The sequence below is a fragment of the Pantoea sp. paga genome (assembly GCF_007558755.1).
Lineage (GTDB): Bacteria > Pseudomonadota > Gammaproteobacteria > Enterobacterales > Enterobacteriaceae > Pantoea > Pantoea agglomerans.
On sequence record NZ_VLTF01000002.1, the window covers coordinates 746,529 to 767,060 of the forward strand.

The following is a 20,532-nucleotide window of genomic DNA, read 5'->3' on the forward strand; positions in this document are numbered from 1 at the left end:
ATGGTGGGACCCCTGATTCTGGCGATCGACGAAGGCACTACCAATGCTAAAGCGATTGCGGTTGATCGCGATGGCCGCGTGGTGGCACGCGGCAGCCAGAGCTTAACCCTGCAACACCCGCAACCAGGACTGGCTGAGCAGGACCCTGTGGCGATCTGGCAGGCGGTAAAAGAGGCCATTACCCATTGCCTGGCAGCCTGTGGTGGCGCGCCTGTCGCGGCAGTTGCGATCAGTAATCAGCGCGAGTCGGTGCTGATCTGGCAGCGGCGTGACGGCAAGCCGCTGACGCCGCTGGTGAGCTGGCAGGATCGACGATCCGAGTCACTCTGTCGCGACCTGCGTCAGGCGGGCAAAGCGCCTCGCATCACCGGTTTGACCGGACTGGCCGTTGACCCGATGTTTCCGGCCGCCAAGCTGACCGGGATGCTGGCCGCCATTCCCGACGGCGCGGCGCGGGCGGCGGCGGGTGAGCTCTGTATCGGCACGGTCGACAGCTGGCTCAGCTGGCAGCTCAGCGCAGGCGAGGTATTTATTACCGATCATGCTAACGCCTCACGTACTCAACTCTACAGCCTGCATCTTAATGACTGGGACGACGAGCTGCTGACGCTGTTTCAGCTGCCGCGCGCCGCGCTGCCGCGCATCACCGCCTCAGCCAGTGAACAGGGCGTGGTCGCGGTGAGTGATATTCCCGGCTTAGCGCCAGGCACGCCGATTCTGGCGCGCATCGGCGACTCTCATGCTGCGCTGCAGGCGCAGCGGCGCGGCGAGTCTGAAGTGGTGAAAGCCACCTACGGCACCGGGTCTTCACTGATGATGTCCATGGCGACGCCGCTGCTGACGGAAAATGGCCTCAGCACCACCGTGGCCTGGCACGACGGCACGCTGCGTTATGCCTTTGAAGGCAACATCACCCACACCGGTTCCGGTGCCGCCTGGCTGGGCAGAATGCTTGGCGTGCAGGAGCCGCGCGAGCTCACCGCGATGGCGCAGCGCTGCGGCGATAATCAGGGTATCTATTTTGTCCCGGCGCTCTCTGGCCTGGGCGCGCCCTGGTGGGATCTGCAGGCGCGCGGCATGGTGTGCGGACTGACGGATGCCGCCACACCCGCTGTGCTGGCGCGGGTGGCGCTGGAATCCATCGTCTGGCAAATCGCCGACGTCTTTTTTGCCATGGAGCAGGCCAGCGGCCAGCAGCTTCCGGCGCTCTGTGTGGATGGCAGCGCCACTGAAAATAGCTGGCTGATGCAGTTACAGGCGGATGTGTTACAGCGGCCGTTGCAGCGGGTGCCTACCGCCGAGGTCTCCGCGCTGGGCGCGGCACTGCTGGCAGGCAAAGTACTGGGATGGTGGCAGCAGGGCAGTGATATGCAGGCGCTGCAGGGCGGCAGCGTCATCATGCCGCGTGAAGAGAACGCGCAGCATATGCAGGAAAACTATAAAGGCTGGATTGACGCCGTTGCACGCTGTCGTTATCAGCCACATTAATCCTTATCCGGAGCAGAGCCATGTCAACACTTCCTCAGCAGTTAACCTTCGGCGTCATTATTGGCAACCGGGGTTTTTTTCCCAGCTATCTGGTGGGCGAGGCGCGCCAGCAGGCGGTCGCGCTGTTTGAAAAGATGAACATTAATACGGTGATGCTGGATGAGACCCAGACCAATCTGGGCGGCGTCGAGACGCGTCAGGAGGCCAAAACCTGCGCCGCGCTGTTTCGCCAGCATCGCGAAGCGATTCACGGCATTGTGGTGCTGCTGCCTAACTTTGGTGATGAAAAAGCTATCGCGGAAGCGCTGCGTCTCGCCGGGCTGAACGTGCCGGTACTGGTGCAGGCCGAAGAGGACAATCTGGATAAAATGGGACTGGCGACCCGCCGCGACAGCTTCTGCGGCAAAATTTCACTCTGCAACAACCTGCGGCAATATGGCATCCCGTTTACGCTGACCCGCCAGCACGTCTGCGCCCTGAGCGGCGACGTGTTTATGCAGGATCTGCAGCGGTTCAGCCAGCTCTGTCGGGTGGTGAATGCTATGCGGCGGGTACGCGTCGGGGCGATTGGTGCCCGGCCCGCCGGATTCAACACCGTGCGCTACAGCGAAAAGCTGCTGGAGAAGATGGGTATCGCGGTGGAGACCCTGGATTTATCGGAGATCTTTACCCGCACCAACCGGCTGCGCGATGACGATATCCGTGTGGCAGAGAAGCGTGAAATCCTGGAGGCCAACGCCGATGCGCGGGGGATTCCGGGTGACAAACTGGTGACCATGGCCAAACTCTTTGTGGTGATCAGCGAGTGGATCAGCGACAACGATATCGATACCACCGCCATCCAGTGCTGGACGTCGTTGCAGGAGAACCTGGGCATTAACGTCTGCTCAATCATGAGCGTGATGTCGGGCCAGCTGATGCCCAGCGCCTGCGAAGTGGATGTGATGGGGGCGCTGTCGATGTACGCGCTCGCCAGCTGTTCGCTCAACCCCGCCTCGCTGGCAGACTGGAACAACAACTTTGGCGACGAGCGGGACAAATGTGTGCTGTTTCACTGCGGTAATTTCGCCAGCGCCAGCCTGGAGTCACCGACAATGGGCACGGCGGATATTATCGGCACCACCGTGGGCAAAGAGAACACCTGTGGCGCAGTGCATGGCCGGATGAAGCAGGGCGATCTGACCTATTTCCGCCTCTCTACCGACGACTTCAGCGGCGAAATCAAAGCCTATGTGGGAGAGGGAATGTCGGTCACCGATCCGCTGGACACGGTAGGTTGCCGTGCGGTGATCCAGGTGCCGCAGCTGGAGACACTACTGGCGTGGATCTGCCGTAACGGCTTTGAGCATCATGTGGCGATGAATCACTCTGCCACGGCTGGTGTGCTGCAGGAAGCGTTCAGTGAGTATCTCGGCGTGAGCTGCTACCGGCATCAGTAAGCGGTAAGGTGGAACTGCTGAATGCAAGGGGTGAAGCAGCCGATGCGGTCACGATTCCGCCCGCACCGGCCTGTATGCGCGCCACGCCTGAAAAGGAAGGCGGGCTCTGACTTAGCGCGCCATTCTGCGCACCTCGTCATCGTCATTCTGCACCGCAACCAGATCCACCGGCGGCAGATTGCCGCCGCTGAACTCCACCTGACGAATCGGGAAGGCGAAGCGGATATTCCGCTCTTCCAGTGCCGCCATCAGCTGCAGGTTAATCTCCTGCTGAATATCCATGTACTTGTTGTAATCCGCATCCAGCACAAAATAGACCACTTCAAAGGTCAGTTTTGAGTCCTCAAAGGCCAGGAAGTGGGCGCGGTCAAAACGGGTGGTCTCAACGCCCTGGATAATCTCTTTCACCAGCGGGCTGATCTCCCGGACCTGCTCTGACGGCGTGGCATAGCTGATACCAAACTTAAAGACGATGCGGCGCTGCTGCATGCGCTTATAGTTGTGGATCGTCTGCTGCAACAGAATGGTATTTGAGCAGACAATCTGCTCGCCACTCAGGCTGCGCAGTCGGGTGGTTTTCAGGCCGATATGCTCAATGGAACCGGCAATGTCACCAAAGACAATAAAATCGCCATGCTCAAACGGTTTATCAAAGCCTATCGCCAGTGAAGCAAATACATCGCTCAGTACGGTCTGAATCGCCAGCGCAATCGCGATGCCCCCGACCCCGAGACTGGCGACCAATGCGGTAATGTTGATGCCCATGTTCGACAGAATGGCCAGGAACATCATAATCCAGACCACTACCCGCAGCAGAATCCCGAGGATCACCGTAGTGACCGGGTTGCGCACGTGCAGCGGGTCACGCAGCAGGCTTTTCAGCCATAGCCGGATGCCACAGTCGAGCCACAGTGCGAGCTGCACAATCAGCGCCAGGAACCAGCCGTGCGCGATGGTTACACTCCACGACGCGGGCAGATCGACAAACTTCAGGGCAATCAGCAGCGAAAAGATCAGCAGCAGGGTCTGGCTGGTACTGCGCAATATCTCCACCAGAATCGCGGTGGCGCGAACATGCCGATGTTCGCTGTAAAGGGCAATCCGGTTGGAGATAAAGCGAATCAGGGTACGTAATACCCAGTAAATCACCAGCGTGGACACCACCACGATGGCGCTGTTTAGCCAGAGTTCCTGATTAAAAAAGAGGGAGTGAAAACGACGTGAAGAGAGCCAGTTTTCCATTGGGGAGGGTCTCCTTGCTGGGTTCCGGTTTAAAAGAAAACAAGCAAGAAGCATAGCCTGGATGTGGCCCACATGTGTGGCGCATCCGTAAAGCGGTTACTGGAATCGGGTCGATTTATCGCGAGCCAGGCGCTCAAGGGCAAAAATAATCTGCTGAAGCTGCCGCTCCTGCGCCGGGTTCAGCGTGGCAAAACGAAAGCTCAGTCGCGGTGTGATGCGGGTTTCATTTTTGCCGGTTACCACGCTACGCTCGCCAATGCTCAGCAGCTTTACCGGCACGTCAAAATGGCCATACTCGCCCAGCTCGACCCGGAACGGGTTGAAGCTGTCACCATCCTGCAACCCGTCCGGCAGCGCTTCATCGACCAGCACGCCGATACCGCCCAGCGACAGATCCTGCAGACGCAGGCGCGTTTTCCTGCCATCGGGCCACACGGTATGACACCAGAACTGCGGCTCCAGCGGGGCGCAGACCCGGAAAAACTCACGTCGCTGGATCTGCCACAGCAGGTCTGGCAGCGGCGCACTGAAAGCGGGTAACCCTTCAAACTCCACGATTTCCAGCGCGGCGAGGCTGAACTCCACCTTAGCGCCGTAGGTCTCCGCAGTGATACTGAGATCGTCGCTGGTCAGGGCATAATCGTTATCCAGATTATTACTGCCGAGGTCAAACAGCAGGCGATCTTCATCGGCAGCCAGCATCCGGCTGATAAACTGCCCACGCGGAAAGCGCACCAGTAATGGCGTCTGCAATCGCAGCAGATCTTTCATAACGCCAAGAACCGCCAGCGTGCCACGTTTTAGATATTGTTCCTGGTCGGCTTCTTTCACGTCCTGCTCCACAAGGGGGGTTACTTTATTGATGCTGTTTTTTTGCCTCGTCTCGGTTATCGGCGCGGCAAAAAAAAGCTTTAGCATGCTATTCATCAATAATAACTGTGAGCAGGCAGGCATTTTTTGAAAAGCTGGTTATACTTATCGCGGTAAACCGCTTGATTAATCAGGCGTTCACGATTTAATCAAAAAAGGAAGGAGCAACAGATGGGTATTATTTCCTGGGTCGTCTTTGGCTTAATCGCGGGTATTCTGGCGAAGTGGATTATGCCGGGTAAAGACGGTGGCGGTTTCATTCTGACTATCGTTCTGGGTATTATCGGTGCAGTAGTGGGTGGCTGGATCAGTACGCTGTTTGGCTTCGGCCGCGTCGATGGGTTTAACTTCGGAAGTTTCGTGGTCGCTGTTATCGGTGCCATCGTGGTGCTGTTCATCTACCGCAAAGTACGCAGTTGACCGTAAAGGTTTAAACGAAAAAGGGGACGAAGCGATTCGTCCCCTTTTTTTATCTCTTATTTTGCTATCAGAAGTCGTAACCGACTGTCGCCATTACGCTGCGCTCTGCGCCCCAGTAGCAGTAGCCGGTGCCATAACAGCCCGCCACATAGGTACGGTCGGTCAGGTTATTGGCGTTGACCTGCACCCATGCACCTTTCAGGCTGCTGTTCCAGACGCCGAGATCGGCCCGCACTGACGCATCAAACAGCGTCACAGACGGCACACGCGTAGTGTTTTCATTGTCCGCCCACTGTTTGCCGATGTAACGCACGCCCGCACCCGCGCTCAGACCGTAATCAAACTGATAGTGACCCCAGAGTGCAGCCATGCTGTTAGGTGTGACATATGGCGTATGTCCGTCGTTGCCATCCACCGACTCTTTAAAGCGCAGATGATTCAGCGTATAGCTCGCCACGGTGCTCAGACGCGGGGTTAACTGATTATGCGCTTCCAGCTCAATGCCCTGTGAATGCACTTTGCCCGATGGCGTATAGGTTCCATCCTTAACATTGCGGTTTGCCACATCTTTCTGCGTCAGGTCATAGACCGCCACGCTATAGAGATCGCGGGTGCCGACCGGCTGATATTTCACCCCGGCTTCATACTGCTCGGCGGTAGTCGGCTTCAGCAGGTTGTCGTTGGGATCGGTGAGCGCGGTCGGGGTAATCGCCTGGCTCCAGCTGACGTAAGGCGAGATACCGTTGTCGAAGGCATAGAGCAGTGCTGCGCGGCCGCTGATGTGATCATCCTGACGGCGGTCGCTGCCGCTGTTACTGGCGACAATGCGGTCATAACGACCGGAGAGATCCAGATGCCAGCGATCCAGCTTCATCTCATCCTGCAGATAGAGGCCGGTCTGATAGTAGCGACGGGTTTTATCGGCCCAGGTGTAATCAGGCATGTCGCCAACCTGTTCACCAGTCCGTGCATTAAGCTGGTTGGCCGAACCGGAAGCCTCACTGATCTCATTTTTATAACGATGATACTCAGCACCCAGGGTGACGCGGTGCTCCAGTTCTCCGGTGCCGAACTCTGCCTGTAAGCGGTTATCGGTGGACCAGGCCGAGAGCGAAGAGCGCTCGCCAGAGTAATATCGGTTCAGCAGATCGGGATTCACGCTGTCCCAGCCAATCTGATAGACCTGATCGAGATCGACATTCGAGTGGCTGTAGCTGCCGGTCGAGGAGAATGACCAGACGTCGTTAAAGCGATGGGCGAAATCGAAGCTGTAGATCTGCTCGCGACGCTTGAACTGATCGAGATCGCTGTTGCCCTCATAAAAGCCGTTGCTCAGCTTGTAGCCATTGTGTTCGGTGAGGCTGCCGTCACCCGGTACCGAACCGTGATAGCCGCCCGACGGATCCTTCTGCAGATAGGCTTTCAGGATCAGATGCGTATCTTCATCCGGCTGCCACATCAGCTGCGGCATCAGCGCATATTTCTCTTCGCGGGTGTGATCGTACTGGGTATCGCTGTTGCGGGTCACGCCGGTCAGGCGAAACGCCCACTGATCGTTGATGGCATTGGTGTAATCGAACATCGTGCCGGTGGTGGCGTTGCTGCCCGCCTGCAACTGGATGTGACCCTCTTCGCTGAACTGAGGACGCTTGGTGACCATGTTCACCAGTCCGCCCGGCACCGTCTGACCATAGAGCGCAGAAGAGGGGCCTTTGATCACGTCGATGCGCTCAAGGAAGGCGTTATCCACCTGCAGGCCGTTGAAACTGCCGCCGTCGCTCATCAGCCGCATGCCGTCGAGGAAGGTGTTATCGACATCGCCGCCATGGAAGCCACGCAGCGCAATGGTGTCGTAACGGGTAGCGGCGCCGCCGAAATTGGTGAAGACGCCGGAACTATAGCCCAGCGCCTGATTCAGGGTCAGCGCGCCCTGATCCTGCATCTGCTGGCGGGTAACTACGGAAATCGATTGCGGCGTGGTGATCAGAGGACGATCGCTTTTGGTTGCGCCCTGGCTGGTCGTCGCCAGATAACCCTGGGTCGGCGAGGTCGAATCTTCCTGCGGTTGCGCAGTCACCACCATATCGGCAGCAAAACTCAGAGCAGGCGCGGTCAGCGCCAGGGTGCAGAGGCGAACATAACCTTTCAGCGACAATGACAGTTTCATCAAAATTCCTTTCTTGGCAAAGGTTCAGGCAGGTGAATAAAAGCTTTGATAGGCAATCTCATTATCATAATGAGAATTATTACCTTTTGTAAATTGGCTGCAATTTTGCCTGTTGATGAAAGAAGGTCAAGTAAAATTCGCGGAAATGAAGTGGGGATACCCCCGGCAAGGCCAGAGGTATCCAGAAAGGATTAAGGTTGTGAGGCAGACGCCTGCAGAATATCGTGGGCGCTGTTACAGGTTTTATCTTTCGGGCAGTACTTATCCAGCAGTTTCAGCGTGACGCCGTTAGTCCAGCCGAAGCCATCCTGCAGCGGATATTCACCGCCACCACCGCCGCCGAGATTTTTGCCATCAACGACATATTTCTCCACCAGCTTATGCTCACGGTCATAGGTGTTCTGAACGTTTTGCAGGAAGCGTAATCCCACTTCTTTCGCCAGTTTTGGCTGGTTGTAGTGCTCCAGACCTTCCACAGCGACCCACTGCAGCGGTGCCCAGCCATTGGGTGCATCCCACTGCTGACCGTTGTTTACGGTGGTGGTCACCAGACCGCCAGGTTTCAGCAGCTGTTTTTCAACCGCGCTGGCGGTGCTTTCAGCCTGCTTATCGCTGGCGACCTGCAGATAGAGCGGGAACAGCGCGGCAGCAGTCAGCTGAGGATGGACCTGTTTTTTCTGCCAGTCATAATCGGCGTACCAGTTCTGCTTGCTGTCCCACAGATAGCGGTTGATCGCCGCCTGGCGTTTCTCCGCGCGATCGGCAAACTGCTTCGCCAGATCGCTCTGCTTGTTCATCTGATAGCCTTTCGACAGGGTCTGCTCCAGATGGAACAGCAGGCTGTTGAGGTCAACCGGGGCCAGCTGCGTGGTACGAATTGTCGACAGGTTATGCGCATCGGTAAACCAGCGCGAACTGAAATCCCAGCCCGAAGCCGCACCGGAACGCAGCTCACGGTAGAGTTCAGCTTTATTGCGCTGCGGCGCTTTCTGCGCGGTGGTAATGTCATCCATCCAGGATTCAGTGCGAGGCACGTCGCGCGCATCCCAGTAGCGGTTGAGCAGGCTACCGTCCGCCAGCTTAATCACGCGCTTGCTGGCTGCGCCCGCCGCGACTTTATCGCTGTCTGCCATCCAGTAGTCATACTCTTTCTGCAGCTGCGGGAGATAACGAGTATAGGCTTTGCCGTTATCGTGCGTGGCCAGCAGATCGACCATCAGGCTGAAGAACGGTGGCTGTGACCGGCTCAGGTAGTAGCTGCGGTTGCCGTTGGGAATATGGCCATAACGGTCGAGCAGGGAGGCGAAGTTATCCACCATATCCTGCACTTTATCCCAGTGCCCGCTCTCGGCCAGCCCCAGCATGGTGAAGTAGCTGTCCCAGTAATAGACTTCGCGGAAGCGCCCGCCGGGCACCACATAGGGTTTGGGCAACGGCAGCAGCGAGTCATACTGACCGGCGCTGCTGGTGGTGCGCGTCAGAACCGGCCACAGGCCATCAATGTGGTCACGCAGGTTTTGTCCGGCTGGCTGCACATATTTGTCACCGGCCGCGGGCAGGGTAAAGTTGGCATCCACAAAACGCTTAAGATCGAAATTGCGCTGTTTCTTCTGCATCTGCCAGTCGGCAAGAATTGAGGCGGGATCGAATTTCGGCACCGCATCAGCAAAGGTCTTTTGATCGGGATAGAACTTCGCCTGTTGCACGGCATTAAACAGCGGTCCTAAACGAACGTCAGGCGGCTGCGGCTGATTATTCAGCATGCGACTGTTGTCGTCGGCCTGGGCAGTGAAGGCGGGTACGCTCAGCAGCAACGTGAGCAGAAAGGGCGCATAACGCTGACGCCGTGGAGCGGCGTTTACCTCAATTTTTGTCATCGGTTTTTCTCCTTGTCCGAAATGCGGCCGCGCGTAACGCATTGACCACAGGACCAACTTTAGACCTTATCTGAACACTTCACCCTGAAGCGAGCCGGAAATGTGAAGCCACGGGAATTATTTTTATGGAAAAAACCGCTTTATTACGCTGGTTTTTTCTTGCTCTCACCTCGCTTTTCCCTGACGCTGAAAGAAAAAAGGAGAGCAGGATGGAGATCATCTGGTATCACCCGTCGCAGTCTGCAGCGGCCTGGATTAACGGTTTACAACAGCGTCTGCCTCAGGCGCGGGTGCGTGCCTGGCAGCCAGGCGATAACGGTCCGGCTGATTACGCGCTGGTCCGTTCGCCGCCTGCAGAGATGCTGCAAGGACGCGCCACCCTGCGCGGCGTCTTTGCGCTGGGGGCCGGCGTGGACGAGATTCTGAAACAGCTGCAGCAGAACCCTGAGATGCTGCCCGACAGCGTGCCACTGTACCGGCTGGAAGATACCGGCATGGCGCGGCAGATGCAGGAGTATGCGGTTCATAGCGTACTGAGCTGGTTCCGTCGTTTTGACGATTACCGTCTCCAGCAGCAGCAACAGTGCTGGCAGCCGCTCCCCGCTTACACGCGTGAAAAATTTACTATCGGCATCCTGGGGGCGGGCGTGCTGGGGCAGAGCGTGGCGGAAAGTCTTAAACCCTGGGGATTCCCTCTGCGCGTCTGGAGCCGTTCGCCCAAAGAAATTGATGGCGTGACCAGCTTTGCCGGTCGCGATGCATTGCCTGCCTTTCTGCAGGAGACGCGGGTAGTGATCAACCTGCTGCCGAGCACGCAAGAAACCATTAATCTTATCGACCACCACTTTTTACAGCAGCTGCCGCACGGCGCTTTCTTCCTCAACATCGCGCGCGGCGCGCAGGTGGTGGAAGAAGATCTGCTGGCCGCGCTCAATAGCGGACAACTGAAAGCGGCGGCGCTGGATGTCTTTCAGGTTGAACCGCTGCCCGAAGCGCATCCGCTCTGGTCACATCCGCGCGTCACAATCACGCCCCATAATGCGGCGGTAACCTTGATCGACGAAGCTATCGACTACATCGCCCGCGCCATCACCCAGGACCAGGCAGGCGAGCCGCCGCAGGGCAGGGTGGATCGTCAGCGCGGCTATTAATGAACCGGCCCCGTCAGGGGCAATCAGCAGGAGAAGAGGATGTATCCGGTAGATCTGCATATGCACACCATCGCCAGCACCCATGCTTACAGCACGCTGCACGACTACGTGACTCAGGCGAAGCAAACCGGCATGAAACTGTTTGCCATTACCGATCACGGCCCCGACATGGCCGACGCGCCGCACTACTGGCACTTCATTAATATGCGCGTCTGGCCGCGCGTGATCGATGGCGTGGGTATTCTGCGCGGTATCGAAGCCAATATTAAAAATCAGCAGGGCGAAATCGACTGTTCCGGCCCGATGCTCGATGCGCTGGATTTGATCGTCGCCGGTTTTCACGAGCCGGTTTATGCGCCGCGCGACCGGAAGCATCACACGGATGCGATGATCGCCGCGATGGCGGGCGGGCTGGTCCATATCATCAGTCATCCGGGCAACCCGAAATTCCCGGTCGATATCACGGCTATCGCCGAGGCAGCCGCGCACTATGATGTGGCGCTGGAGCTGAACAACTCCTCCTTTACCCATTCGCGTCCGGGCAGTGAACCGAACTGCCGGGCTATCGCCGCCGCCGTGCGCGATGCCGGTGGACGGCTGGCATTTGGCTCCGATTCTCACACGGCGTTTACGCTCGGAAATTTTGAACATTGCCTGCGCATCGCCCGCGAGGTGGATTTTCCTGAGGATCGGGTGTTAAATGTCACGCCGCGTCGCCTGCTCGACTTTCTGGAGCGGCGCAGCGGCAAACATATTGCTGAACTGGCTGACTTTTAATTTATTACGACGGGGACTTACATGCTGCCAGACTTCCTGCAACGGAACGGGTGTAAGCGGTGGGTCTGAATTATCTTTTTGGCGGCTGAGTTCCCGAGTTGAACCGACTGTTTTAGCTGTACAGACGATAGTGGTGATCGGTACATCAGAAAATCGCTTCTTAATGGAGATGTCCTCAGGGGGCTGAAAACATGATTAACACCGGGATGTTACTAATCCACGGGAAGCAGGTTCGTTTACTGTCCATCTACTACTAATCAGTACTTACTTTGCAAGTGATTTGGCCTGACGTCTCCGTGAGTAACTACGCGGCGTTGCCTTGTTTGTTCGTGTTGAACTCACAGAAACAGTACTTAACAACTATCAAGTACTTCAAAGAGATTGGGCAAGTATCGCCGCGTAGTAGAGCCGACGAAGTGAACACCCGCCTCATAAACATTTAAGTGTCATAACACCCGAAAAAACTGGATCGGTTAGGCCCTTTGTAGGTACAAAGAAATACTTCAAAGGGAGATGGGTATGAACAGAAAGCAATTTATCCAGTCAGAGGGGGCTACTTGTAGCAACTGGACTTGGAGTTGGTCATTTGTTAATCACGACAAAAAGATGGTGATCTTTGGTTCTTGGGATGTTGAGAGTGAACAGGAAAGGGCTGTAATCCTTCGAGAGAAGTGGGAGTTCAACTCAAATAACAAAAAACAACTCGGATATGCTCAGGCACTTGAACACATTCAACTGGTGCATGAAGGCTATGAACTGTACACATTTAAAATGGTGTTTTCAGAGCACCCGGATAATCCCGAAGTTGCGGTAATTAAAGATTTCGAAAGGAAGCTTGAAAAACGATTTCTGAGAAAAGAAGGTACGGTCTGGTATGCTGATTTCCTTCCAAATCCATTCCCCGATGAAATCCCCGCACCTGAGAACTACGCAGAAGGTGCAAAGAAGCAGGTAACTGTTAACGCTTACGAGCGTGATCCACGTGCTCGACAAGCTTGTATTGATCATCACGGTACTACCTGTAAATGTTGTAGCTTCGACTTCGAAAAAATCTTTGGCGAACACGGTAAAGGTTTCATCCACGTACACCACATCAAACCATTACACACCGTAGGAGAGGGCTATGTGGTAGATCCTATCGTTGACATGATCCCCTTATGTCCAAATTGCCATGCAATGATACATAGAGGGAGTGAAGTACTGTTAGTTGAAAACCTGAAAAGTATTATGTCTGACCAGAAAAGAAGCGAGAGATCCCATAAAATTTAAATATCTTTGCTAGCAACGATAAGAAAATGTGCATCGTGTTTCTAGGATGCACTAAATTACTCCAGTCAACTTCAATACGTGTGGTTGAGTTAGGTTAGCTCTAAAGCTTGAATGATTTTAGATACGTGTCTATCTCCGAGAGTCTTCCACGAATCAATGAACTCTTCAAATGAACCATTGTAGGGAACAGGCCAACGGTTTAAGTAAATACAAGCTTTCCAAGATGGCGGGCTTTTATAAAAGATGTTTTCACACAGATATATACTTACTACTCTATTAACATCTCTGAGCCACTTACGCTGCAGGCTGTTTGCCTCGAGATTAGCGAGATTAATATCGATGTGTTTGTTTATTTGTGTTCCTGAGAGACCTGTAGCAGTATTGTATTGTGAAAATAAAATTTCGATGTATTCTTTTATATAACTTTGATGACACCAAGTAGGAAGGCCATCTTTTACTTTTAGAAGATTCCAGTTTTTAGAAATGTTGTATAAGTTACTAAAGGATGCAGCGTCACAAATAACTTCTTCGAACCATTTTTGTCTGTGTTTTTGTGCATCGTTAAAGTTGCAATATGCGTGACAGATTTCATGTGAAAATTGAAAAATAATTTTGCACCAATCAAAGCCATCAGGGATGGTTAGATCAATTTTGTAAGGTTCTTTATTATTGGTGAAATGGTCTATTTGGGGTGTTGGGTATTTGTTGTTAGTTACAACGATGTCTTTTTTTAGATCTTTTCCAACCATCAAAGAAAAAGCGTTGTAAGTTACATTAAGTAAGTGAAGCAATTGTTTATCATCAATGCCTGCCCATTCATTAACATTAAAAAGTTCTATTTTCATTTGAGATCTCAAAGTTGAAAAATACAAAAGAATAAATTTATGATGATGAGTTAACAGTTACATGAGCTTGACTTGCATTCTTCAAGACTTTGGTAAATTATCATAAAATAACATGTTGTTACAATACTGAATGGCTGTTTAGGATCATGCTTTCTCCAAAGCAAAGGCTATTCTAAAAGGGCGGCTAGTATGGACATAACTGTATAGTTAAACTGAAAGTTCCTTTATGTAGGGCGGCGAATCTGACTGCTGGTGAACTTGCTTAATCGTTTTCTTAGTTGCGACACGTCAGTGAAAGAATCCTTTTTAGGAAGCTGGCGAAGGGTAGCTAACACAAGTATAGCCAGAATTAAAAAGTACCATGGTGTCGCCTTTCAACGGCACAAATGGGAATGAAACATAATCAGAGTTTCCCATTGAAACATCAAAATAGAGATTTCTATCTTTAAGTTCTAATCTCTTTGCTTGGGCAGGAAACGTACCTTCACCTTTAAATGTCACTATGAAGGATATTGGAAAGAAATGAATAGCACTGCATATGCAATTATGACCCTTATTATGAAATAGTACATGTCGAGCGGTAATCTGTGCTCTTTTAGGGTAGAACCAATAGTAAAGATCATGAGTACCTTCAAAAGTCTCTATTTCACCTAAAACGTACTTACGAAGAGGAGTGAAGAATGGCGTATCAACTAAGGGTTCTTTGCACTCGTCAACAGATGATGCCGCAATCAAATGTCCAAGCATTGCCTTAGTGAACTCAACTGAATTAAAGGGTACTGATAGATGGTTTGAAATAGAATTTGCATGAGCGATATACATATTCAGTCTATCAGTCAAGTTTTTAGTAACATCTGAGATGTACTGATCTTTTGAACCTAGAACGTGATTGTTGCAATGCTTACATATAGTTTTAAAGACTGTACCAGATACTGCATCAATTGGTTTGACAGAGTTATTACCCCACCATTCAGCAATGGTTTTTTGAAGCATGGGTGTTAGTGTTATAGCACTTTTTGGAGGAACATGATCCTTGCTTAGTTTGCCAAATTTACCGCATAGCAAACAATAACCCTCTTCAATTCTAACATGTCTTATTCTTTCGCTAATCGATGAAGAAGTCATTATTATCCTTTTTATTGCGAGTTGAATTGAAATAAGAATTGTAGGGGTTGCTATCCTCAAATGTAGTATGGAATTTTATGATGCTATTATTCGCTTTTTTAAATTCATTAACCAATTCAATATAATCAGTAGGTACGAATGGTGGCAGTGAGTTTTTAATAATCCCCCTCTTATCCTGATATTCATAATTTATCATGGGAGTTTTATTCAACCAGTGCTGAATTGTATTTAAGCTTGATAAAGCTTCTACTTCAATTTTATGATTGATTAAATGCCAATTTAATCTTTCAAGCTTCCTAAGATCACTTGTAACGTTTCTATGATTAATAAATAATTTATTTAGTTCGACTTTAATGAGTGCAATTGACTCATCTGAATTTTCCGGGAAAATTGAATAATACAATATTGATAGTTCATTTAGAGCAAGTTCCAAAATCTCTAAACTTGATTTTGCTAAAGGTATTTTTTTCTTCGATCAAAGGACTTGCTATCGAAAAAGCGGTTTCATCATATTTCTGCTGTAACCACTTGGGAGCTGATTTATACGCCATGTAAGCTACAACTAATGTTAAAAAAGTACTTATACTACTTATCCAATCAGATAGATTACCAATATCCTTTTTATAGGCTCCACCAATAACCAACCACAAGGAAAGTACTAACAGTACTCCAATCGCTATTTCCTTAACAACCTTCCAAGCTTTGCTAAACATGGTCTATTCCCTCAACCCAAAACATGATAAATACAATGAAATTCAAATGGTTAACACTATGAGAATCGATAAATTCACTATAGGCCGTGGAAGTACTCAGACCAATCATGAGTTCTTGAAAGCGGTGAACAGTACTATACACATTGCTGGTAGGGCTTAAAATGATGGTGAGTTATTCACCATCATCGAGTTCATTAAGATACTGTGCCAGTACATCGCCGTGACAAGCATAAGGTTTGCAATGACATCCTAAAGTATGGCCTCTTAATGCCTTAAGCTTTTCTTTAAACTCGATGCCACCTTTAAGATAATCGCGGTCAAAGTCATACTTGAACTTTCTTATTACTTCATCACGATCACCATCAGCACCTATAGCGTAGGGATTACCCCAGAGAGTACCTCTACCGCAGTATGTGTCGAAATGCTCACCTCTATCTTTGTTAGAAACGTAAGTGATTTTATCTTTGATATATCGAACTGGTATTTTTTCAGATAGAACTTCGCGAGGAACAATTAATTCAGGTTTTGATGCAGAATCAAAGATGACAGCATGAGTTAAGTCAACAGAGAAAGGGTCAGCTAATACTTCAAGAGCAAGTTTGTTCAACACATCAGCAGCAAAAAACTGACTGATCAGATTATGATGGTCTTCAAAATAAAATACTTGATAGTCATTCGACTTAGAAAAAATGCGAGAAACTTTACGTTCAAACTTTCCCCTTGATGCAAAGTCAGGATGATACATTATCAGTACTTTCATCATATCAAGTGCTTAACCTCAAAATCAGTATCCCATTGGCTGTTCAAGTACTCTATCACAAGACGGCGATGACAGTGATGGGGTTTGTGTTCGCTACATAGCAAGCAGCTATCTTCGATGACTGATTTTTCAATACGCTCAATGTTTCTTTTTGCCATCAAGTTCAGAAAGTTACCTTCATAAACTTCCCATAAAACATTGCCCTTTTTATAGGGGTCTAACATCTCCTTAGTTGGGGCAAGATCAGGTAAATGAACATAATCCACATTGCACAGTTCCTTTAAGAAGTACTTCAGGTCATTCTTCTTAGCGAAGCCAGCAAGCTGAGAGACATTATTAAGACGCACATCAACTAAAGTTTTCAGGTCAGGCTGAGCTTTTATGAGGTTAAAGAACTTTTCAGCAGGTTTTTCAGTGAAGCCAATTGAAAATACTTTCATATAATTACCCTTGGTTTACTTAATGATTGCTGTCAAAAATTTGTAGCAATAACCGTCCGTATGAGGTGCTGTACTCAAAGTAACATAACACCCGCCAACATCATAGGTACCTTCTTTCAACTGACCATATTCACTGTAAACGTTTGGGTCAGTAATAATAAAAGCGTAATCAACATTATTGTAAGAGAAAAATCCTCTAAATCTCTTTAAATCACTACCGAAGTCGATGCCTTCTTTCTTAACCCGTATTTGTAAGTTTGAAGTATATACAAAATACAATGACTGGATAGGGGAGGTGACTGATGAAACATGAAAGCGATCATTCACTCCATGATATGAAAAATAACCATTTCTCCATAGTGTCTGTGGATAATCTAAAAGATCATTGATTTTTTTCTTGTCGAAAACACCCACTTTCGCCCAATAAAAAGACGGATCAATTGAGTAATTTTCACGTTGTATCGGATGTGGTTCGCTCTTTAAAAAACTGAATGAAGTAATATGAAGCAGTTCAGGTTGTTTTTTTGAAGAGTACTCGATGTTGTTATAAGTCAGTGCATCACTGTCAATTAATGGGTTTATTGGTCGGACCCATTCTCCAATACTTCCCTTAAGGTAGATTTTACCTGCAACGCAGAACTTTTTATGTTTAACGGACTTAGCAAGAACGACAAAGACTTTAATTGGCATTATTAAGTTCCCTTTAAGTAAATGAGAGTAATCTTATAAGCCTGGGAATATAAAATGTCAATACAACCATAATGTTATGTTATAACGTTAGGTTCTTGTCCATGATTTGAAAATCGGGAGTTTTCGCAGTGAATTATTTTTTTTATATATGAGATTTAGGATCAGTCCCGACACATTTTGATAAATACCGAATAAAAGGAGAAGACAATGAAACTTACAATGAATCAACTTGCGAAAGAGTACGGATACGATGAATCCACAGTACGACAATCCTGGACCCAACGCGGTTTAGATATGTCACTACCAGAAGATGAGATTAGAGCATGGGTAGTACTGAATATTTTAAAACCATTACGAGAAACAGACCTACGCGATCAAATTGAATCGCCACGGGTTTAACAGACACCTCAGAGTCATTTAATATGGCTTAAAGAGAGGTGCCCATGAGCGGTAAGCGTTATCCCGAAGAGTTAAAAATTGAAGCAGTCAAACAGGTTGTTGATCGTGGTTATTCTGTTTCCAGCGTTGCAACACGTCTCGATATCACCACCCACAGCCTTTACGCTTGGATAAAGAAATACGATCCGGATTCTTCCAATAATAAAGAATAGTCAGATGCTCAGGCCGAGATTCGCCGTCTCCAGAAAGAGCTGAAGCGGGTTACCGACGAGCGGGACATATTAAAAAAAGCCGCGGCGTACTTCGCAAAGCTGTCCGACTGACGTACGCCTTTATCCGTGACAACACCTGTTGCTGGCCTGTTCGCCTGCTCTGTCGGTTGCTGGATGTTCATCCCAGTGGCTTTTACGCCTGGCTTCAGCAGCCGCATTCACAACGCCATCAGACAGACCTGAGACTGACAGGACAGCTTAAACAGTTCTGGCTGGAGTCGGGATGCGTCTATGGTTATCGCAAGAGCCATCTGGATCTGCGGGATACCGGGCAACAGTGCGGAGTCAACAGAGTCTGGCGACTGATGAAACGTGCCGGGATAAAAGCTCAGGTCGGATACCGGAGCCCGCGAGCACGTAAAGGCGAGGCCAGTATCGTGTCGCCCAACAGGCTCCAGCGACAGTTCAATCCGGATGCTCCGGATGAGCGTTGGGTAACGGACATCACCTACATCAGGACCCACGAAGGCTGGCTGTATCTTGCCGTGGTTGTTGATCTGTTCTCACGCAAAATTATCGGCTGGTCAATGCAATCCCGGATGACAAAGGACATTGTCCTAACGCATTGCTGATGGCTGTATGGCGGCGTAATCCCCAAAAACAGGTGCTGGTTCATTCGGATCAGGGTAGTCAGTACACAAGCCATGAGTGGCAGTCGTTCCTGAAATCACACGGCCTTGAGGGCAGCATGAGTCGTCGCGGTAACTGCCACGATAATGCGGTTGCAGAAAGCTTTTTCCAGTTGTTGAAACGCGAACGGATAAAGAAAAAGATCTACGGAACGCGGGAAGAAGCCCGCAGCGATATTTTTGATTACATCGAGATGTTTTATAACAGTAAGCGTCGGCATGGTTCTAGCGATCGGATGTCACCGACAGAATATGAAAACCAGTATTATCAACGGCTCGGAAGTGTCTAGATTATCAGTGGCGATTCAGAAGCAGCAAACGAAACCAATCGAGAAGAGATTAAAGCGGGTAAAGGTTGGCGTAGTTTTTTGGGTTATGTATGTGCTTTCATCATTGCCTATAACTACATTATAGTACCGATACTTGATTACTTTGGTTTGGTACTTTTTTCATTCCCACTATCGGATATTATTAGAATTATTATTCTATTAATTAGCGGTAATTATATGTTATATTTTTGTTCAATACATACTGTGCTCTCAAATCAGATGTTTTATATATTAGCTCTAATTAAATCTGCATCCCAAGTTTAAAATTGAGATGCAGGTTTATGAACATTTTAAACTATAACTGATTCAAAATATGGTAAAACCACACTCATGCCCTTGATTGGCTCTTGCCAGTCATCTCTAAGAACTCTTTCTTGATTTTCTTGGGCTTTAATTAAAGCCTCATCATCTAGCAAATCTGTTAATATTATAGCTTTTGAAAAGCTACCAGTCGTTTCATTTAATTTAGATATATTAATTGCATCAAATAATTGTTCAGGCTTAAGCTCGTTATTAACATAGGCTTTAAAGATTTGTGGTTTTTTAACTTTGATAAAAGCTAAAATTGCAATTGAGTACTGATATACTTGCTTTCTAGGAACCTCGCTTGCGATAATAAGCCTTATTAATGAATGGCACCTTTCACAGTCTCGTAAAGACGCATTGCTATGTTTTAGCAGTTGACTAATTATTGTTATTGTATCTCTGAACTCATTATCTATTTTTATGCTATTTGATAGGTGATTCATGAAAGCAGGTATTGTAGCTAATTCGTTAGTATATGGTTCTTTTATTTGAGGTAAAGAAAACCAGAAATGAACAAACTTGCTCAAGTAGGTTTCCGAATCTATGTTTCCATATCTTTTATTGATAATGTGTAGGAATTGATCTTTATTTACAGCCAGTACGAAAAATAGGTTTTTAGTGTTAAATACATGCTTCATCTTTTCGAGCAAGTCTAAAGAAAAGTCTGGTCTTGCACGATCTAATTCATCAATGATAAAAACAATTTTTTTATCTTTTGCAGATTCAGTAATGGTGCTCTTAAAGTGTTGTATTATTTCTTCCTCTTTTTCAGCACTTTTAAGCTTTTCTTCAATTAACTTCTCAATAGGCTCCTCAATTATTTCCTTAGTTGCATCTTCTATTCCTTCAAAGTCCGTATCTTTAACTATACCCAAGGTGGCTGCTCTTATACCAATTTTAGCACCCGCTCTAACTATAAACTTCCCAACATTTTTAGCAGCTTCTAAAAATTCCTGCCGATCATCTTCGTTTTCAATTTTTGGATAAATCGCCGATGACAGTGCTAAAAACGCATCTTGCTGATAATCATTTTTAAAAGCATCAAAGTAGATAACTTCTAGGGTGTCGTCAGTTATCAATTCATTTTCCCACATCTTTAAGAAAGTTGTTTTCCCACTTCCCCATTGGTCATCAATTGCCATAACTAAACTATCATCCTCAGAGTTTCTAATTATACTTTGAAGCTGTAAACCTAACTTTTGCCTATTAAATAAGTCATTTCCATTTCTAAAGCCGTTACCGTAATTCACTTCATCTAAGAGCAGTTTCATAGGGTTTTCCTTTTATCGTCATAAATAACCTATATAAATTATTATAGGTATAT

The 20,532-nt window shown here is 49.0% G+C and carries 19 protein-coding genes and 1 pseudogene; 8 read left to right on the plus strand and 12 right to left on the minus strand.

Annotated elements, in window-relative coordinates; all coding sequences use genetic code 11:
• Both FOV68_RS09220 and FOV68_RS09225 read left to right on the plus strand, forming a co-directional pair.
• Nucleotides 1-1,488, plus strand: coding sequence for an FGGY family carbohydrate kinase (locus FOV68_RS09220; protein ID WP_143990648.1), 1,488 nt, complete (start codon nucleotides 1-3; stop codon nucleotides 1,486-1,488).
• A gap of 20 nt (nucleotides 1,489-1,508) precedes the next feature.
• On the plus strand, nucleotides 1,509-2,927 hold the full coding sequence (locus FOV68_RS09225; RefSeq protein WP_132498442.1) for an L-fucose/L-arabinose isomerase family protein: 1,419 nt from the start codon (nucleotides 1,509-1,511) through the stop codon (nucleotides 2,925-2,927).
• A 111-nt stretch (nucleotides 2,928-3,038) separates the two neighbouring features.
• Here the strand turns inward: FOV68_RS09225 and FOV68_RS09230 are convergent, their stop codons facing one another.
• On the minus strand, nucleotides 3,039-4,169 hold the full coding sequence (locus FOV68_RS09230; RefSeq protein WP_033771482.1) for a mechanosensitive ion channel family protein: 1,131 nt from the start codon (nucleotides 4,167-4,169) through the stop codon (nucleotides 3,039-3,041).
• 96 nt (nucleotides 4,170-4,265) lie between these two features.
• On the minus strand, nucleotides 4,266-5,000 hold the full coding sequence (locus FOV68_RS09235; RefSeq protein ID WP_031592913.1) for a flagellar brake protein: 735 nt from the start codon (nucleotides 4,998-5,000) through the stop codon (nucleotides 4,266-4,268).
• A 210-nt stretch (nucleotides 5,001-5,210) separates the two neighbouring features.
• On the opposite strand from FOV68_RS09235, the gene FOV68_RS09240 reads away from it, so the two are divergent.
• Nucleotides 5,211-5,459, plus strand: a complete 249-nt coding sequence (locus FOV68_RS09240) for a GlsB/YeaQ/YmgE family stress response membrane protein (RefSeq protein ID WP_010246168.1) — start codon at nucleotides 5,211-5,213, stop codon at nucleotides 5,457-5,459.
• Between the two features lie 67 nt (nucleotides 5,460-5,526).
• Here FOV68_RS09240 and FOV68_RS09245 read toward each other — a convergent pair whose 3' ends face one another.
• A complete protein-coding gene (locus FOV68_RS09245) occupies nucleotides 5,527-7,626 on the minus strand; it encodes a TonB-dependent siderophore receptor (RefSeq protein ID WP_069026093.1) in 2,100 nt (699 codons plus the stop codon).
• Nucleotides 7,627-7,817: 191 nt separating this feature from the next.
• Entirely contained in the window at nucleotides 7,818-9,503 is a 1,686-nt protein-coding gene (gene treA, locus FOV68_RS09250; protein ID WP_143990649.1) for an alpha,alpha-trehalase TreA, read from the minus strand.
• A 209-nt stretch (nucleotides 9,504-9,712) separates the two neighbouring features.
• Between treA and ghrA the strand changes: the two genes are divergently transcribed.
• The 3 genes from ghrA to FOV68_RS09265 all read left to right on the plus strand — a co-directional run bounded on the left by ghrA (nucleotide 9,713) and on the right by FOV68_RS09265 (nucleotide 12,700).
• On the plus strand, nucleotides 9,713-10,654 hold the full coding sequence (gene ghrA / locus FOV68_RS09255) for a glyoxylate/hydroxypyruvate reductase GhrA (RefSeq protein WP_143990650.1): 942 nt from the start codon (nucleotides 9,713-9,715) through the stop codon (nucleotides 10,652-10,654).
• 39 nt (nucleotides 10,655-10,693) lie between these two features.
• Entirely contained in the window at nucleotides 10,694-11,431 is a 738-nt protein-coding gene (locus FOV68_RS09260) for a phosphatase (protein ID WP_039391669.1), read from the plus strand.
• Nucleotides 11,432-11,950: 519 nt separating this feature from the next.
• Nucleotides 11,951-12,700, plus strand: a complete 750-nt coding sequence (locus FOV68_RS09265) for an HNH endonuclease (RefSeq protein ID WP_143990651.1) — start codon at nucleotides 11,951-11,953, stop codon at nucleotides 12,698-12,700.
• A gap of 89 nt (nucleotides 12,701-12,789) precedes the next feature.
• Here the strand turns inward: FOV68_RS09265 and FOV68_RS09270 are convergent, their stop codons facing one another.
• The 7 genes from FOV68_RS09270 to FOV68_RS09300 form a co-directional block, all read right to left on the minus strand.
• Nucleotides 12,790-13,545 carry a hypothetical protein gene (locus tag FOV68_RS09270; protein ID WP_143990652.1) on the minus strand — a complete coding sequence of 252 codons (756 nt, stop codon included), beginning with the start codon at nucleotides 13,543-13,545 and terminating at the stop codon, nucleotides 12,790-12,792.
• A 306-nt stretch (nucleotides 13,546-13,851) separates the two neighbouring features.
• A complete protein-coding gene (locus tag FOV68_RS09275; RefSeq protein WP_143990653.1) occupies nucleotides 13,852-14,670 on the minus strand; it encodes a chaperonin in 819 nt (272 codons plus the stop codon).
• A complete protein-coding gene (locus FOV68_RS09280; protein WP_186289726.1) occupies nucleotides 14,651-15,103 on the minus strand; it encodes a hypothetical protein in 453 nt (150 codons plus the stop codon). Before FOV68_RS09280 ends, FOV68_RS09275 begins: the two co-directional genes overlap by 20 nt.
• Nucleotides 15,084-15,383, minus strand: coding sequence for a hypothetical protein (locus FOV68_RS09285; RefSeq protein WP_143990655.1), 300 nt, complete (start codon nucleotides 15,381-15,383; stop codon nucleotides 15,084-15,086). Before FOV68_RS09285 ends, FOV68_RS09280 begins: the two co-directional genes overlap by 20 nt.
• 172 nt (nucleotides 15,384-15,555) lie before the next feature.
• A complete protein-coding gene (locus tag FOV68_RS09290) occupies nucleotides 15,556-16,146 on the minus strand; it encodes a DUF4326 domain-containing protein (protein WP_143990656.1) in 591 nt (196 codons plus the stop codon).
• A complete protein-coding gene (locus FOV68_RS09295) occupies nucleotides 16,143-16,583 on the minus strand; it encodes a DUF488 family protein (protein ID WP_143990657.1) in 441 nt (146 codons plus the stop codon). Before FOV68_RS09295 ends, FOV68_RS09290 begins: the two co-directional genes overlap by 4 nt.
• 15 nt (nucleotides 16,584-16,598) lie before the next feature.
• Nucleotides 16,599-17,273: a hypothetical protein gene (locus FOV68_RS09300; RefSeq protein ID WP_143990658.1), complete on the minus strand. Its 675-nt coding sequence runs from the start codon at nucleotides 17,271-17,273 to the stop codon at nucleotides 16,599-16,601.
• A gap of 207 nt (nucleotides 17,274-17,480) precedes the next feature.
• On the opposite strand from FOV68_RS09300, the gene FOV68_RS09305 reads away from it, so the two are divergent.
• Nucleotides 17,481-17,672 carry a hypothetical protein gene (locus tag FOV68_RS09305; protein WP_143990659.1) on the plus strand — a complete coding sequence of 64 codons (192 nt, stop codon included), beginning with the start codon at nucleotides 17,481-17,483 and terminating at the stop codon, nucleotides 17,670-17,672.
• Nucleotides 17,673-17,716: 44 nt separating this feature from the next.
• Nucleotides 17,717-18,863 (plus strand): annotated as a pseudogene (locus tag FOV68_RS09310) (IS3 family transposase).
• A gap of 329 nt (nucleotides 18,864-19,192) precedes the next feature.
• Here FOV68_RS09310 and FOV68_RS09315 read toward each other — a convergent pair.
• On the minus strand, nucleotides 19,193-20,479 hold the full coding sequence (locus FOV68_RS09315; protein WP_143990660.1) for a P-loop NTPase fold protein: 1,287 nt from the start codon (nucleotides 20,477-20,479) through the stop codon (nucleotides 19,193-19,195).
• Nucleotides 20,480-20,532 lie beyond the last annotated feature (53 nt).